Annotated in this window: 15 protein-coding genes; all 15 read left to right on the plus strand. The window is 69.7% G+C overall.

Annotated features, from left to right (window positions below; all coding sequences use genetic code 11):
• Positions 1–8 precede the first annotated feature (8 nt).
• The gene (locus AB0F86_RS02740; protein ID WP_356984131.1) at positions 9–1,355 is read left to right on the plus strand and encodes a hypothetical protein; all 1,347 of its coding nucleotides are present in this window, start codon (positions 9–11) and stop codon (positions 1,353–1,355) included.
• A gap of 11 nt (positions 1,356–1,366) precedes the next feature.
• A complete protein-coding gene (locus AB0F86_RS02745) occupies positions 1,367–2,221 on the plus strand; it encodes a hypothetical protein (RefSeq protein ID WP_356984133.1) in 855 nt (284 codons plus the stop codon).
• Entirely contained in the window at positions 2,218–2,868 is a 651-nt protein-coding gene (locus AB0F86_RS02750) for a hypothetical protein (protein ID WP_225280592.1), read from the plus strand. Before AB0F86_RS02745 ends, AB0F86_RS02750 begins: the two co-directional genes overlap by 4 nt.
• Positions 2,869–2,962: 94 nt before the next feature.
• Positions 2,963–3,256 carry a hypothetical protein gene (locus AB0F86_RS02755; RefSeq protein WP_067493819.1) on the plus strand — a complete coding sequence of 98 codons (294 nt, stop codon included), beginning with the start codon at positions 2,963–2,965 and terminating at the stop codon, positions 3,254–3,256.
• Positions 3,256–3,510: a hypothetical protein gene (locus AB0F86_RS02760; RefSeq protein WP_067493516.1), complete on the plus strand. Its 255-nt coding sequence runs from the start codon at positions 3,256–3,258 to the stop codon at positions 3,508–3,510. Before AB0F86_RS02755 ends, AB0F86_RS02760 begins: the two co-directional genes overlap by 1 nt.
• Positions 3,511–3,535: 25 nt before the next feature.
• On the plus strand, positions 3,536–4,141 hold the full coding sequence (locus tag AB0F86_RS02765) for a hypothetical protein (RefSeq protein ID WP_356984135.1): 606 nt from the start codon (positions 3,536–3,538) through the stop codon (positions 4,139–4,141).
• On the plus strand, positions 4,138–4,953 hold the full coding sequence (locus tag AB0F86_RS02770) for a hypothetical protein (protein ID WP_225280594.1): 816 nt from the start codon (positions 4,138–4,140) through the stop codon (positions 4,951–4,953). The genes AB0F86_RS02765 and AB0F86_RS02770 overlap by 4 nt, the downstream gene beginning before the upstream one ends.
• Before the next feature lie 53 nt (positions 4,954–5,006).
• Positions 5,007–6,410, plus strand: a complete 1,404-nt coding sequence (locus AB0F86_RS02775; protein WP_225280595.1) for a hypothetical protein — start codon at positions 5,007–5,009, stop codon at positions 6,408–6,410.
• Positions 6,407–7,903, plus strand: a complete 1,497-nt coding sequence (locus AB0F86_RS02780) for an SCO6880 family protein (RefSeq protein ID WP_225280596.1) — start codon at positions 6,407–6,409, stop codon at positions 7,901–7,903. Before AB0F86_RS02775 ends, AB0F86_RS02780 begins: the two co-directional genes overlap by 4 nt.
• 7 nt (positions 7,904–7,910) lie before the next feature.
• On the plus strand, positions 7,911–10,337 hold the full coding sequence (locus AB0F86_RS02785) for a hypothetical protein (RefSeq protein ID WP_356984137.1): 2,427 nt from the start codon (positions 7,911–7,913) through the stop codon (positions 10,335–10,337).
• Positions 10,334–10,642: a transposase gene (locus AB0F86_RS02790; protein ID WP_225280598.1), complete on the plus strand. Its 309-nt coding sequence runs from the start codon at positions 10,334–10,336 to the stop codon at positions 10,640–10,642. Before AB0F86_RS02785 ends, AB0F86_RS02790 begins: the two co-directional genes overlap by 4 nt.
• A 61-nt stretch (positions 10,643–10,703) precedes the next feature.
• A complete protein-coding gene (locus tag AB0F86_RS02795) occupies positions 10,704–12,353 on the plus strand; it encodes a peptidoglycan DD-metalloendopeptidase family protein (RefSeq protein WP_356984139.1) in 1,650 nt (549 codons plus the stop codon).
• A gap of 32 nt (positions 12,354–12,385) precedes the next feature.
• Positions 12,386–12,931, plus strand: coding sequence for a hypothetical protein (locus AB0F86_RS02800; RefSeq protein ID WP_356984141.1), 546 nt, complete (start codon positions 12,386–12,388; stop codon positions 12,929–12,931).
• A gap of 35 nt (positions 12,932–12,966) precedes the next feature.
• The gene (locus AB0F86_RS02805) at positions 12,967–14,805 is read left to right on the plus strand and encodes a TraM recognition domain-containing protein (protein WP_356984142.1); all 1,839 of its coding nucleotides are present in this window, start codon (positions 12,967–12,969) and stop codon (positions 14,803–14,805) included.
• Positions 14,802–15,221 (plus strand): DUF4913 domain-containing protein, encoded by a 420-nt coding sequence (locus AB0F86_RS02810; protein WP_225280601.1) that lies wholly within the window; start codon positions 14,802–14,804, stop codon positions 15,219–15,221. The genes AB0F86_RS02805 and AB0F86_RS02810 overlap by 4 nt, the downstream gene beginning before the upstream one ends.
• Positions 15,222–15,241 lie beyond the last annotated feature (20 nt).

A 15,241-nucleotide genomic window follows, 5' to 3' on the forward strand; every position in this document is an offset into this window, starting at 1 on the left:
AGGGGGGAATGTTGAAGTCGTACAACGAACTGTCGCGCTGGTACTCGGCGCTGGAGCCGGAAACCGACACGGCCGACCCTGCGCGCCAGGACACCACCGAGCAGGTGGCGGGCGACGACGAGGCCCCCGCCCGATATTCGCAGCGCCCCGAGCGCATCCCGACGGCCGACCACCCGGCCACGCCCGTCGAGCGCTCCGGACAACCGTGGACCAAGCCTGCCCCCGAAGCCGACGAATCCTGCGCCGAGGACTTCACCGCCCGCGACTTCACCAAACCGGATCCGGGCGCCGACCCGGCACCGCGCTCGGCGGAGCAGGAAACGCCTGCGCGTGCCGAGGACCGGCGAGCCGGGTTCGACCCCACGCCCCGTACCGAGGACCGGCAGCGGGCGCAGGATCCCGCTCCGAACCGGCACGCTGAGCACAGTCCCGCCCCGATCGCCGAATTCCGGCCGCGCGAGCGCGACTCGTTCGTCGCCGCCGACCGGGACCAGGCCCGCTTCGCCGAGGACGATTCCGAATCGCTCGCGGACGACACCACACCCCGCGACGAACCGGCCGTCGACTACTACGCGGACGAGCGCGAGCCGGCGCCGATCATGGAAGCGCGGCCCTACGTGCCCGAGCCCGTGCCGCTGGCCGAACACGCCGCGCGGCGCAGCGAATTCACCGGCGGCTGGTCGGACTGGGTGGAACACGCGCCAGGTCCCGACGACGACTACGACGCCGAACTCGTCCAGTTCCCGTGGGCCGATGCCGCCGACGACTACGACGAAGCGCATGTGCTCGAACCCTCCGGCGCCCTGCGGGAACGCCGGGCCCGGCGGCGCAACCGTTCATGGGTCGTGCTCGCGGTCGCCGTGCTGGTGCTGGTGGTCGCCGCGACCGGTGTGATGTTCCTGCTGTTCGGACGTGGCAGCAGCCACGCCGCGCAACCGGCCACCCCGCTGCACTTCACGGCGGGCAACCTCACCGCCGACGCCGGGGGCGCGTGCCCGACCGAACGCACCGAACTGGTGGTCCGTAGCGCCGAACCCGGCGGCACGAGTTCCGGTCCCGACGCGGTGCTCGCCTTCCAGTACGCCTACTACGTGACCCGATCGGGCACCGAGGCACGCGCGGTGGTCACCCCCGATGCCGAGGTGTCCTCGGCCGCGGTGATCCAGCGCGGCATCGATTCCATCCCGGTCGGCACGACGCACTGCGTGCGGATCACCACCGTCGCCCCCGACCGGTACACCGTGGAGGTCACCGAATTCCGGCCCGCGGGGGCGCCGGCCACCTACACCAAGCAGTTGGTGCGAACGACGCGCGTCGGCGATCGCACGCTCATCGCGGGCATCGCGGCAGGGTAAGGAGCAAGGCGATGACAGACGACTGGAGCCGATGGCTCGACGAGGCCCCCGAGGGGGACCCGTCGGACGACCTCGCGCGTGATCCGGCTCCGGTGGTGCGGTTGCGGCGCAGGGGCGGCGCGCGTTCCGGCGGGGCACGCAGGCCGATCCTCGTTGTCGGCGGCTGCGGCGGCGCGGGCACCACGACGACCACTCTCGGCCTGGCCGCGGCCTCGGCGATCGACGGTGCGGTGACCGTCGCCGTCGACGCCACCGCCGCGGGCAGCGACCTCGCCCTGCGCGGCGCCGACAAACACCTGCACCCGGTGAACCTGCAGTCGTGGGTCTACGGGCGCGGCGACGACGAACCGGCCCCGATCGAGGACTGCCTGTCGCGGTCCACCTCCGGATTCGGGCTGCTCTGGCGCGACGCGACCCCGCTGCGGCGGCGCGCGACATATCTCACTGTCGCCAGGGCATTGGACGCCGGTGGCTACACCGCCGTCTACGACGGTGGCAACCCGATTGCCGGACGGCAACTGCGCCCCCTGCTCGACGACGCCGATATCGCGCTCGTTCTGACGATTCCGGCCCGGGTCGACGCCGCCAACCGGCTGCGGGTGACCCTGGAATGGCTCGACGACCATTACGGCGACGACGGCGCGGGAGTCGTGGCCGACACCACCATCGTTGTCTCCCATCAGTATTCGCAGGACGATTCGCGCGTTGCGGAGCATTTGCGCGAACACCTGTCGGGGTGGGTGCGTGAGGTCGTCGAGATCCCCTACGACCCGCATCTGGCGCGCGGTGAACTGGTTCGCCACAGCGAGCTCGCCGAGGCGACGCGTGCGGCATATGGGAGCTTGCTCGCGGGAGTGGCATCATGACGGCAGCTATGAATCTTCGTCGTCGTCGTGAACCGGACGCGCCCGCCGGTGTCGTCGCGCCGCCTGAATCGTTGCGCGCCAAGATCTGGGAGCGCCCGGTCCCCGGGGTGGGACGGGCGCCGCTGGTCTGGTTGCTCGGCGTGCACGGTGGGGCAGGCGCCACCACGCTCGCGCATGTCCTCGCGCCCGCCGCGGACGCCCGTGGCCGCTGGCCGGGTGTCTTCGATCGGGAATCGCCCTACGTGGTGCTCGTTGCGCGCGAGACCATCTCGGGACTCACCCGTGCCCACGATCTGCTGCGCCAGCACCACGCGGGGCTGGCCGGACCGTCGCTGGTGCTCGGCTTGATCACCGTCGCCGCGCGGCCGGGGCGGATGCCCGCAGAGATCCGCCGCTACCGCGATGTGGTCGGTTCGCTGGCCGGGCACGTCTGGCAGGTGCCGTGGATCGAGGAATGGACTCTCGTCGAATCCGGGGCGCTGCCGGTGTGGTCCCCGGGCGACGAGGTGGTGGCCCGCAAGCGCAGGCCGGACCCGCTCGAAGAGGTTCCGATCGAGATCGGTGAGCTGGGAACCGATCTGGTCGCCGCCATCAGAACGAGCCTCGGTTCGCCGATCTCCTCGGCGGCGCAGCGGGGTCGATCATGACGGCCGGGCGCGTCGGCCGTCTGTGGTGTACAAACGTGTGTCGGCGTCGAAGTGTTTGTGGCACAACACCTTTACAGTGGGAGAAAGGCACCCGATGAGCATGCTCCTCCTCGCCGTGCAGGACACGTACGGCACCGTGCTTGCCCAGGTCGGTAACCCGACCCCGGAAGCTCCTCCCGGCTCGGAGAAAATCCTGCAGCTGGTGCGATACCTCACCTGGTTCGTGCTGCTGTCGGGTATCTGCGGCATCACCTACGCGGGCGGCAAGTTCGCGTGGGAGCGCTGGACCGGCGGCGGTCTCGAGTCGCCGAAGATGGTCGCGGGCGCGATGATCGGCGGTGTCGTCGCCACCAGCGCGGGCACGATCATGAATGCGGTCATCGGTTAGTGATCGCCGTGCTCGCCTACAAACAGATCCCGGCCGACGTGCTCGCGCCGCTGATGCAGTTGCTCAACTGGCTGCTGTGGTTCGTACTGCTGTCGTGCCTGGCCTGGATGATCCTGTCGGCGGGTCGGCTGTGGATCGCGTTCCGCAGCGACCTCGCCGTCAACGATGCCTCACACGGTGTGCTCATGAGCCTGATCGGCGCCGCGGTCGCCAGCACCGCGTCGGCGATCGCGCTGGCATTCCTGCCGGCGTGAGGCAGCGGACGACGAAGGCACGACCATGAATTCCACAGTGACACGACCGGTGCTGGTCGGTATCGCCCTGCTCACCGCCGCAGCGGGTTGCGGTGAGCAGGACGCGGGCCCCGACCTGTCCTCGGCACCGACCGGCGTGCGCTGGCAGCACTACCAGGGCATCGCCCTGCCCCACGCCGATCAGGGGCCCGCCCAGGTACAGCAGGGCGCCGCAACCGGATTCGAGCACTCGCCGCGCGGGGCCGGGCTGGCCGCACTCACCCACACCATCCGGCTGTCGGTGGCACCCGACGACGACTGGGCCACCGTCGTCAACCGGGGCCTCGTCCCCGGACCGGCACGCGACGAGTGGGCGATCAACCGGGTGCAGCTGTCGATCGTCGGGCCCGCCGCGCCCGAGTACGCGCCGAAATTGTTGGGTTACAAAATCACCGAATACCGTGACGAGCAAGCCCGTGTGGACGTCTACACCGAGTACTCGGACCGTTCCCGCGCGGTGAACCACACCGCGGTGAGCTGGTACGGACAAGACTGGCGACTGCGCTTACCCGACCCGGAGTCCACCACCCGACCCGTCGACGCGATCGACGAATTACCACCCGACATCGTGATATTGGAGGCACCGAAGTGAGCGAGAAGGAGGCGTCGACGCGCGACCGCGCGTCGTTCGGCATGATCGCCTCCGGTGCCCTGCTCGCCCTCATCCTGGTCGTCGGCGCGGTCGTGTACTTCACCAGCAGCGGCGAGGGCGAGATCGACGCCGGTCCGCCGCCACCGCAGGCGGCGGGCGGCACGGGCTTCGCCGAACCGGAGGTCGACCTGTTCGGCAGGCGCGTCGACATCCCCAACAACCCGGCCGGGCAACCGCTGGCCCAGGACCCGAGCGCGCGGCGCACACCCGACGACCCGGACTGGCTCACCGCCGCCCCGGCGGGCACGACGAAACCGCACGGGTGGCAGCGGGTCTACGGCGCGTCGGTGCCGTTCTCCACCTCCGACGGACCGTCGCGGATCGAGGCCGGACTGGCAGTCGGCTACGCGCACACCCCGCAGGGTGCCGCGCTGGCCGCCGCGCAGATCACCTACCGGCTCAACGCCAGGCCCGCCGACCGCGACCTGTACGTGACGCAGCTGCGGGTGAGCTCCACCCAGCTGGCCGCCTACGACTCGGCGCTGGCCGCCGACAAACTGCCCGAGCAGCAGCCGGAGAAAGTGACGCGCTACTTCGTCGCCTCCGACGCCTTCCGCATCGATGACTACGCCGACGACATGGCGATCGTGCGACTCGCCTCGCGCGGTCCGGTGGTCGACGGTAAACAGCTGTACGCGGCCATGCGGCTGATCGTGGTGTGGGACGACGGTGATTGGCGGCTGAAACCGTCGACCACCACCAACAACCGGACCGAATACGTGGAATCGCTGGCGGGGTGGACGACATGGTGACCAACCATCGAGGGGTGCCGACAATGCTGAGGCGGATCGTCACAATATTCGCGGTGATCTTCACCGTGATGATCGCGACCCCGACCGTGGCCTACGGTCAGACCTACGGCTTCGACGAGGCGTGCAACGAACTGCACGACACGCTCGACAGCGTCGCCATTCCCGGTGTCTCGCTGGGTGACGCCGCGTCGGCGGTCTGCAAGGCGGGCAATGCCGCCACGCACCCGGGCGATGCCGCGACGGCGGTCAAGGACAAGGCGTGGGACTCCACCTTCGGCAAGGTGGTGGACTCGCTGATGAAGGGTCTCGGTGAGGCGCTGATCCTTGCCCTGACCTTCTGGATGAAGGTGCCCAACGAGGCGGTGAGCGACTCGGGCGCGTTGTTCACCAAGATCAACGACTACACGTATCAGATCCAGATATTGCTGTTGATCGCCTCGGTCATCATCACCGGTGGCCGATTGGCCGAGGCCAGACGTGGTGCGGCCGTGAGCGAGGCCGCCGAGTCGTTCCGGCTGTTCGCGCGTGTGGTGTTCAGCTCGTGGATGCTCGGCGCGGTGATCGTGGCGGGCACGCGCGCCTCGGACAAGTTCTCCGAGTGGATCATCGCCGACGCCACCGGCGGCAACGCCAAGAACATGGCCGAACTGATGGTGAAAACCTCGAAGCTGCAAGCCTTCTCGCCCGGCTTGGTGCTGATCATCGCGATCGTCGGCCTGCTCGGCGCGCTCGCCCAGATCGTGCTCGCCATCGTGCGCCAAGGTCTGCTCGTGGTCGCGGCGGGTGTGCTGCCGCTGGCCGCGGCGGCGTCGGCGACCAGTACGGGCAAGCAGTCGTATCAGAAACTGGTCGGCTGGATCATCGCGTTCATGCTGTTCAAACCGGTGGCGGCGATCGTGTACATGATCGCGTTCACCACGGCGGGACATACCGACGAGACCACCGCCTCGGGTGGGCTGCCCAGCGGTGAGGACGCCCAGCGGATGCTGGTCGCGCTGGTGCTGCTGTGCAGCGTGGCGTTCGTGCTGCCCGCGCTGATGCGGCTGGTCGCGCCCGCCGTGGCCACCGTCGGTACCGGCGGCTCGGGTCTGATCGCCACCGGCGGTGTGGCCCTCGGTGCGATGGCGCTCGGCGCGGTCGGCACCAAGGCCGTGGCCGCGCGGCCCGTCGCGGCGCCGGGCACGGCAGGCTACTTCGGCAATCAGGCAGGCGGTACCGGTGGCGCGGCCGCCCAGCGCGGTGGCGCTCCGCGACCCACGCCACCGCCACGCGGCGGCGGTTCCGCACCGCCACCGGCCAGTTCGGGCGCGGTGCCCTCGGGCGCGGCCCGCAACATGGCCGCTGCCCGGGCCGCGGCGGCCTCCACCGCCCGCGCCGACGAACGGGCGGGCGACGTGGCCGGTGACCGCTGGGCCAACCGTTCACCCGACCTCGGCAGGAGCACGATTCCGCGATGAGCACCTCCGCGACCGACACCTACGAGCGCCGCTCCTACGGCCTGTGGCAGAAACCCCGCAGCGCCGGCCTTTTCGGCCTGCGCTGGGAAGAGACCGTCATCGGTTTCGTCGTGGTGATCACGGCACTGGTCTGTGCGATGGTCGGCGGATTCAAATGGGGCTTCATCGTCGGCGGCTTCGGCGCGCTGGTGATGGTGCCGCTGGTGTGGCGGACGGGGGGCCGTTCGGGCTATGAGACGGGACTGATGATGTTCAACTGGATGCGCTCGCGCCGCAACGGCGAGCACGTGTACCGCGGTGGCCGGTTCTCCCGGATCCCCGGCGGCGTCACGAAACTGCCGGGACTGCTCGCCCCGTCGAAGCTCTACGAGGGCATCGACGCGGGCGGCTACCACTTCGGGATGATCCACCTGCCCGCCTTCGCGCAGTACACGGTGGTGCTGCGGGCCTGGCCGCAGGGCCACGAGGCGGTCGACCAGCCGGTGATCGACCGCTGGGTCTCCGCGTGGGGCACGTTCCTGGCATCGGTTGGCCAGACCAGCGACATCGTCGCGGTGGTCCCAGTGATCGACACCGTGCCCGAGACCGGCAACCGCCTGCTCAACGAGGTCTCCACCATCACCCGCCCCGAGGCGCCGGATCTTGCCCAGCAGGTGATGTACGAGCTGGCCACCGAATTGCCGCAGGAGCGTGTGCAATTGCTGCCGCGCGTGGCGATCACGTTCAAGGCGACCACCGCCGAACGACGTAAGAACCCAGCCGAGGAGGCCGTGGAGATCGGGCGACGGCTGCCCGGAATCTGCGCGGCACTCGCCGAGGCGGGCGTGCGGGCACAGCCGATGTCGGCCGAGGAGGTCATCTCCTTCATCCGGCGCAGCTACGACCCGGCCGCCCAGGCCGATCTCGAGGTGGCCGCCGCCGATCCCGGCGGGCACGGCCTCGGCTGGGACGACGCGGGCCCGGTGTCCTACGACGAGAAGTGGGACCACTTCATCCACGACGGCGGCCGCTCGGTGACCTGGGAGATGGACGCCGCCCCGGAAGGCGCGGTGGACGAACGGGTACTGCAGCGGTTGCTCGCGCCGAATCCCGAAGTGCCACGCAAACGCATCGCGATCGTCTACCGACCGCATTCGGCCGCCGACGCCGCCGAGATCGTCGACGACGACTTCAAGAACGCGCTCGTCGCCCAGCAGAGCGAACGCGGTGTGGTGTCGGCGGCGGCCACGCTGCGCGTCGGCGCGACCCAGCAGGCGCGCGAGGAACAGGCGCGCGGTCACGGTGTCACCCGCTTCGGTGCCCTGGTGACCATCACCGAACCGCTGCGCGGTGACCTGCCGCGCATCGAGGCCATCACGCGGGACCTGTCGACGCAGGCCCGCCTCAAGATCCGCCGGTGCTACCGGTACCAGTCCGCGGCGTTCGCGGCCTCTCTCGGTTGCGGTGTGATCCTGCCCGAACACGCGACCATTCCGAAGGCATTGGCGGGGTGAGGCGATCATGGGACGCGACTACGAACCCCCGGTGCGCGACCGCGACGACATCGCGTTGCGCCCGGTCCACCGGCCACCACGCATCCGCGGCGAACGCGAGCCACGTCCCGCGGGGAGCACGTCGCGCGTGAGCGACGACGTGCTCGGCCTCGACGAGCGCACCGACCGCGACGACCCGTCGCGGGGTTCCCGCGCGGGCGAGGAACGTGCGGCGGGGGAGCGCGGACCGCGCGAGGATCCGGCACGTTCCGCCCGCGAGCGATCCGAGCGAGGTCGTGGCGCTGGTCAGCGGCGACCGTCGGGTGACGACGTGCGCGGGCGGCGCGGCGACGACCCGCGCGGGCATGCTGACGACCTGCGGGGCCGTGGTGACGATTCGCGTGGTCGCGGTGACGACATGCGCGGTCGCGGTGAGGATTTGCGTGGCCGTCGCGACGATGTCCGCGGCGGTGGACGTGGTGACCGGCGCGGGGAGGGGGAGCGGCGGGGGCGTGGTCCGCGTCGTGACGCCGAGCGGCGCCCACTCGGCGGACTGCGCGACGAGGACCACGGACCACGGTTGGAACACGAACGCCCGCAAGGTGATTCGCCTCGCCGTCCGAAGCAGTCCGCGCCGAAGCTGACGAAGAAGCAGCGTCCGGCCAAGGTGGCGCGGCCCGCCAAGGCCCTGCGCCCGGACGACGCCGCCGACCGCGCGATGGGTGCGGGTCGTTCGGCGCGGGCGAAGGCCAAACCCGAACGCCGCCAAGGTCCGGCGCTCCTCGACGACGCCACCCGCGCCCGTTACGAGATGATCGCGCGCGAACAGTCGGGTCTGCGCGCGGCTTGGGCCACCTTCCGCATCCACACCGACGACCTGCGCCGCAACAATGCCCAGGCCCGCTCCGAGGCCGTCGTCAAAGACGGATTCGACCGCACCACCGCCGAATTGACCGATCGGGGCTACTCGGGTGCGGGCGGCGGCAAGATGAACGTCGTCGGTCGCCCAGTGGAGTACCGGGCGACCACCGCGCAGGTCGCGGGCCTGTGGCCGTGGTCGGTCGGCGCGGGCGCACCATTGATCGGCACCCCGCTCGGTTCGCATCTGCACACCGGCGCCCCGGTGTGCTTCGACCCGATGAACTGGTTCATGCGCGGCAGTTTCATCACCGCGCCGAGCCTTTTCGTGTTGGGGCTCAACGGTTTCGGTAAGTCCTCGTTGGTGCGCCGGATCGTGCTCGGCGGCATCGCCCAGGGCATCACCCCGCTGATCCTGGCCGACGTGAAACCCGACTACCGCAAGATGGTCGAGCTCGTCGGCGGTCAGGTCATCGACCTCGGCTACGGGCACGGCAAGCTCAACCCGCTCGCCGCCGGTGTGCTCGGCTCGGTGGTGCCACGGCTGGAGGAATTCCCGGCGTTGCAACTGCAGGTGCTCCAGGATCTGCGCGCCCGGCAGGTCACTCTGATCGCGGGTCTCGTGGAACTGGTCCGCGGCGCCCGGGTGGCGGACTTCGAAGAAACGCTCATCGCCACCGCCCTGCGCATCCTGTACCAGCCGGGTAGCGGCTACGCACCGGACAAACCGCCGATCATGGAGAATCTCCTCGAGGTGATCGTCGCGGGCGGACCGGAACTCATGCTCGACGCGGGTGCCGACGACGAGGACGAATACGCCCACGCCATCAAACATCTGCGCCGCTCGCTGCGGGCGCTCACCCAGGGCCCCTTCGGCGCCATCTTCAACGGCCAGACCAGCGTGCCCATCGACACCGGCGCCGTCGCGGTGTGCATCGACGTGTCCCACATCCCCACCGGCGACAAGAAGCTCAAAGCCGCCGTGATGCTGGCCTGCTGGGCCGACGGCTTCGCCTCGGTGGAGGCGGCGCACGTGCTCGCCGATGCGAAACTCGGCCCGCAGCGCTACTTCCAGGTGGTGATGGACGAGCTGTGGCAGGTGCTCGGGCTCGGCGACTTCATGGTCGACCGCGTCGACGAACTGACCCGTCTGCAGCGTGGCCTGGCCACCGCGCTGATCATGATCAGCCACACCATCAAGGACCTGCAGGCGCTCGGTTCGGATGCCGCCATCGCCAAGGCCATCGGCTTCCTGGAACGCGCCCGCGCCAAGATCTTCGGCGCCCTGCCCGCCGAGGAGATCTCGCGACTGGACTCGACGGTGCCGTTCACGGCCGCCGAACAGGAGATGGTCACCGGATGGTCGGCGCCGCAGGCGCTCACCGGTGAGGCACTCAAACCGGGCCAGCAGCGGCCGTCGCCGCCGGGTACCGGCAAGTTTCTGCTGAAGATCGGTGAGGATCGCCGTCCCGGCATCCCCTTCCACATGGAGTTCACGGTGTCGGAGAAAGAAAGCGGAATCCACGACACGAACCAGCGGTTCAGCGAGTTCGGTGACCACCCGAGAGGTCAAGCACCGGAGGAGGACCAGCCATGATGCCGCACCGGTCCTACCGCCGCGTCTCGCCCGAGGTGCGCAACGCCGCCGTCGAACAGGTCCTCGCGCTCACCGACAAGCTGCGTAGCGAGTCCGAGGCGTGCCGGGTGGTCGCCGAACAGATCGGCGTGCACGCGAATTCGGTGCGCAACTGGGTGCGCGCGGCCGAGGGGCCGAGCCTGGACCGGATGGACGCCACCGCGTTGCGCCGCAAAGTGGTGCTGCTGCAACAACAGCTGGCCGCGGCCGCCGAGATGAACCGCACCCTCGCCGACACGCTCAACGAAACCCGGCGCCGCACGTGAACACCGCCGCGGCGGACGAGCCTGTCCTCGCCGCCCGGCGCGCAACCCGGGGCGGTGGCCGATGAACGCCCGCTCGATGATCATCGGCGTCTTCGGCTCGGTCATCGGATTGGTTGCCATGGTGCTGGTGATCGTGTTGCCGTCCTCGGACGAGACCTGCGAGACCGGTGACGTGCTGGTCGGCTCCTCGGCGCCGACGCTGCCCGAACTCGGCGCCGACACCCGCGCGGGCGCCACCACCGCGGCGACGACCACGAACGCGACCGTCACCGGCACACCGTCGCTGGCGGCCGGGGTCGGGCCGCTGCGGCGCACGCTGCCGATGGAGGTCGGCACCTTCACCATCTCCGATGTGTTCGGTTCACGCGGCGGCGGGCACAAGGGCATCGACATGGCCGCCGCCGACGGGACGACGATCTATTCGGTGTCCGACGGACGCGTCGTCGCGGCCGGGCCGGCGTCCGGGTTCGGGAACTGGATCGTCGTGGACTCGGTCGACTACAACGGGCGCGCCTACTCCGCGGTCTACGGGCACATGTGGGATCACGGCGTGAAGGTGCGCACCGGTGACACCGTCACCGCCGGTCAGCCCATCGGCATGGTCGGTTCGGCGGGCGAGTCCAGCGGTCCGCACCTGCACTTCGAGATCGTGCCCGGTGGTCGCTTCACCGGTGGTCGCCAGATCGACCCGATGCCGTGGCTCGACGGCGCACCGACCCCCGATGTCGGTGGCGCGCGGGCCTTTTCGAACGACCCGAGCTGTGTTCGTGGATTCGGCAGTGCGGGCGGTCTGCTCGCCGACGGGAAGGTGCCCGTCGAGCTGGAGATCTGGTACCGGCGCGCGGGCACTGTGTGCCCGGAGATCTCCTCCTCGCTGTTGGCCGCGCAGGCCAAGCAGGAGTCGGGTTTCCGGCGCGGGCTCACCTCACCGGCAGGCGCTCAGGGACTGGCCCAGTTCCTGCCCGGCACGGCGGTGAGTATCAACCCCGACGACGGACAGCCCTACATCATCGACGCCGACGGCAACGGCACCGCAAGCGTGTGGGACGACGGCGACGCCATCATCGGCCAGGCCCGCTACATGTGCGCCATCGCCCACAAGATCGCGGGCTGGATCGCGCAGGGCAAGGTCTCCGGCGACCTGGCCGCCCTCACCCTCGCCGGCTACAACGCCGGTGAGGGCGCGGTGCTGGCCTCGGGCGGCATGCCGAATCGGTACGCGGCGCACTACTCCGAGACCCGCCCGTACGTCACCAACATCCTGGCGATGGAACCGCAGTACCGGGCACCGGGCGCGCAGGGTCGGTTCACCCGCGAACCCGGCGCCGAGGGACCACAGATCGCCGAGGCCGCCCACGATTGGCTCGGCGTGCCGTACGTGTGGGGCGGAGGCGGTCCGCAGGGACCCAGCGGTGGCGGATTCGACGGTCCCGGTCTGACGGCCGCGGCGGTGTTCGCGGCGACGGCGGGGGAGGTGGACCTGCCGCGCACCGCCGAACAGCAGTGGGAGGCGGGCACGGAGGTGCCGCTCGGGCGAATCTCGGTGGGCGACCTGGTGTTCAGTGACTTCGGACCACAGGGACCGGCGCAGGTCGGGATCTACGCCGGCAACGGCCAGGTGATCCAGGCGGTCGCGCCGAGCGGACGCAGTGGCGGCGGCGTCGTCGAGGTGGCGATGCCCGGTGACGCGCGGGCGAGGAGGGTTGTGTGACCACACGGGCGGCCCGACCAGGGATAACCTGGTTGAGGACAACACGAATCGGCACGACCCCGGCGGTGATGCTCGTGGCGTTTCTGAGTACGGTGCTCGTCGCCTGCGGTGGCGACGCCGATCCCGCGCGCCCACAGGCGAGTTCGACCACCCGGCTGCTCGAGGCGGCGGCCACCGTCGACCCGACCACTCCCGACGGGGTAGCGGTGGTCGCGTTGCGCGAGGTGTACACCTGGCACCCGGTCACCGAGGAACCTGGTGATTCGCTGGCGCGTGCGCGAAAATGGCTGGGGCCGAGCATGTTACGTATGCTTGACGCGCCGACCGGCACGGCGGCACCGAAACCGTCGCTGCAATGGGCCGATTGGGCGAAGGCGAAAGCGGAGGTGACGGCCTTCACCTTCGCCTCGGGGGAGAAGGCACCGCCGAGCGCCGACCCGGCCGTGACGCAGTTCAAGATCGGCATCGAGCAGACCGTCGTCTACCCGGACGGGCGCACCGAAGACCTACCGCCGAGCACGGTCATCGCGACCGTGGTGCAGACGCCGCAAGGCTGGCGCCTCGACGGGTTCCGCTGAGATCCACATCCGACAAGGTCCTCGAGGAGGCACACGTGGCGAAGAAAAAGGTGAAGGACCCGGCCGCGGTCGGGCCCGACACGACGCTCATCCTGATCGTGTTCGGCTTCGCGACGCTCGGCGTCCTCGCCGTCGCCCTGCACCTGGGCAACGCCCTGTCGGTGCAGCCGCAGAACGTGCCCGCCAACCCGATCGCCGTGGTCGCCGACCTCGCCCGGGGCAAACTGCACTGGCCGCGCGCGTCGACGGTGATCGTCCTGCTGGTGATCGCGGCGATCTTCGCCTACTTCTACATCCGCAAGCAGATGAAGAAGCGGGCGGGCGCTGGGCGGCTGGCGATCGACGACAAGGCCGACCACATGGGTAGTGGCAGCGCGATCGCCTCGATCACCGAGGAGGGGGTCCGGCAGAAGGCCAAGGACCTCGGGGTACGGCTCGGCACCAACGACGCGCCCGGTGTGCCGATCGGTGTCGCCGTGGCCGACGGGACGCCGCTCTACGGTTCCTACGAAGACCTGCACCTCGACATCTGGGGTCCCCGCCAAGGCAAATCGACGTCACGGGTGATCCCGGCGATCCTGTCCGCCATCGGCCCCGTGCTCACCACGTCCAACAAACGTGACGTCGTCGACGCGACCCGCAACGTCCGCGAGGCCAAGGGCAGCGCCACCTTCGTGTTCGACCCGCAGGGCGTGGCCGGGGAGCGGCCGACCTGGTTCTGGGATCCGCTGGCCTGGGTCGATTTCCGGCGCGAGGGGTGTGAGATGCGGGCCGCCCGGCTGGCCGGGCACTTCGCCGACGCCGAGTCCGGTGGCGCCGACAGCGGCGACAGCTTCTTCGATCCCGAGGCCGAAGACCTGCTGGCCGGGCTGTTCCTCGCGGCGGCGATCGCGGGCAAGCCGATCACCCAGGTCTGGGAATGGGTCACCGACTCGCAGAACAGCGAACCGATCCAGCACCTGCGAAGCGCGGGCCACGACTTCACCGCGGCGGGTCTCGCCATGCAGTACAACGCCGAACAGCGCACCAAGAGCGGCATTTTCGGCACCGCGAAGAAAATGATCCGCTGCCTGCAGCTGTCCAATGTGCACCCGTGGATCACCCGCGGCGGCAGCGACCGGATGCAGTTCGACGAGCTCGAGTTCATCGAACGCAACGGCACGCTGTACTGCCTCTCGCTCGAAGGTCGAGGATCGGCGGCGCCGCTGGTGAGCGCCCTCACCGAGGCCGTGATCGATGTCGCCATGCGCAAGGCGGCGATGTCGTCCGGCGGGCGGCTGCCGATCCCGCTGCTCGCCGTCCTCGACGAAGCCGCCAACGTGGTGCGCTGGAAGGACCTGCCCAAGCAGTACAGCCACTTCGGTTCGCGCGGCATCGTGGTGATGACGGTGCTGCAGTCCTGGGCACAGGGTGCGCGCTGCTGGGGTGCGGACGGGATGAACGCGCTGTGGTCGGCCGCCAACATCAAGGTGCTCGGCAGCGGTGTCGACGACATGGCCTTCCTGCGTGACCGGTCCGAGGCGATCGGCGAATACGACTCCATCTCGGCGTCGGTGTCGCAGTCGGGCAACAGCAAGAGCTACTCGCGCTCGCTCAGCTCGTCGGTCACCTTCACCGCACAGGGGTTGGCCACCTTGCCACGTGGGCGGGCCGTGGTGTTCACCTCCGGTCAGCCCGCAGTGCTCGTGCGGACTGTGCCGTGGTGGGAGTCGGAATACGCCGACGCGGTCCGTCGCTCGATCGACGACAACGACCCCACCCGCAAGACCCGCATCGACGATCTGGTGCTCAGCGCCCAGCCGCCGGCATCACTGTCGAAGAACAATCCGCCACCGGATGAGATCGGTGAAATCGAGGAGGTCAAGCCGCTGTGAACGACCAGGAATCGAATCCGGAGACGCAGGACTACGCCTACGCCGATCTGGTGTCGTTCGTGAACGAGTATCTCAGTGAGATCTATCGGCGGCAGGTTACCGATATCAGCGACACGGTGTGGTGCCCGGAATGGTGGCGCCACCCGGAGGCCGCGGTGCGTCTGCTCGCGCTGTGGCAGGCATGGGAGTTCTACCGGCAGAAGGGCGGCACGGGTCTGAGCGTGTGGTTCCTCGACCACGCCGACCCGCACATGACGAAACTGTTCGATCCGCGTGGGCCGTTCAAGTACTGCAGTGTCCGCAACGGGCACAAGGAAATGCTGAAATCGCTGCCCGTGGAGAACCCGACGGACGATCAGCAATTCGCCCACGTTCCGCGCAGCGCGTGGGAGAAGGGCGACCCCTCCGCGTCGTGAACCGCGTCGACGGTCCGGGG

This window comes from Nocardia sp. NPDC023733, assembly GCF_040639775.1.
In the GTDB taxonomy this organism is placed as follows: Bacteria; Actinomycetota; Actinomycetes; order Mycobacteriales; family Mycobacteriaceae; genus Nocardia; species Nocardia rosealba.

Coding starts and splice junctions, on each gene's coding strand:
- AB0F86_RS02740 (WP_356984131.1), top strand. CDS start 9: ATGTTGAAGTCGTACAACGAACTGTCGCGCTGGTACTCGGCGCTGGAG.
- AB0F86_RS02745 (WP_356984133.1), top strand. CDS start 1,367: ATGACAGACGACTGGAGCCGATGGCTCGACGAGGCCCCCGAGGGGGAC.
- AB0F86_RS02750 (WP_225280592.1), top strand. CDS start 2,218: ATGACGGCAGCTATGAATCTTCGTCGTCGTCGTGAACCGGACGCGCCC.
- AB0F86_RS02755 (WP_067493819.1), top strand. CDS start 2,963: ATGAGCATGCTCCTCCTCGCCGTGCAGGACACGTACGGCACCGTGCTT.
- AB0F86_RS02765 (WP_356984135.1), top strand. CDS start 3,536: ATGAATTCCACAGTGACACGACCGGTGCTGGTCGGTATCGCCCTGCTC.
- AB0F86_RS02780 (WP_225280596.1), top strand. CDS start 6,407: ATGAGCACCTCCGCGACCGACACCTACGAGCGCCGCTCCTACGGCCTG.
- AB0F86_RS02785 (WP_356984137.1), top strand. CDS start 7,911: ATGGGACGCGACTACGAACCCCCGGTGCGCGACCGCGACGACATCGCG.
- AB0F86_RS02790 (WP_225280598.1), top strand. CDS start 10,334: ATGATGCCGCACCGGTCCTACCGCCGCGTCTCGCCCGAGGTGCGCAAC.
- AB0F86_RS02795 (WP_356984139.1), top strand. CDS start 10,704: ATGAACGCCCGCTCGATGATCATCGGCGTCTTCGGCTCGGTCATCGGA.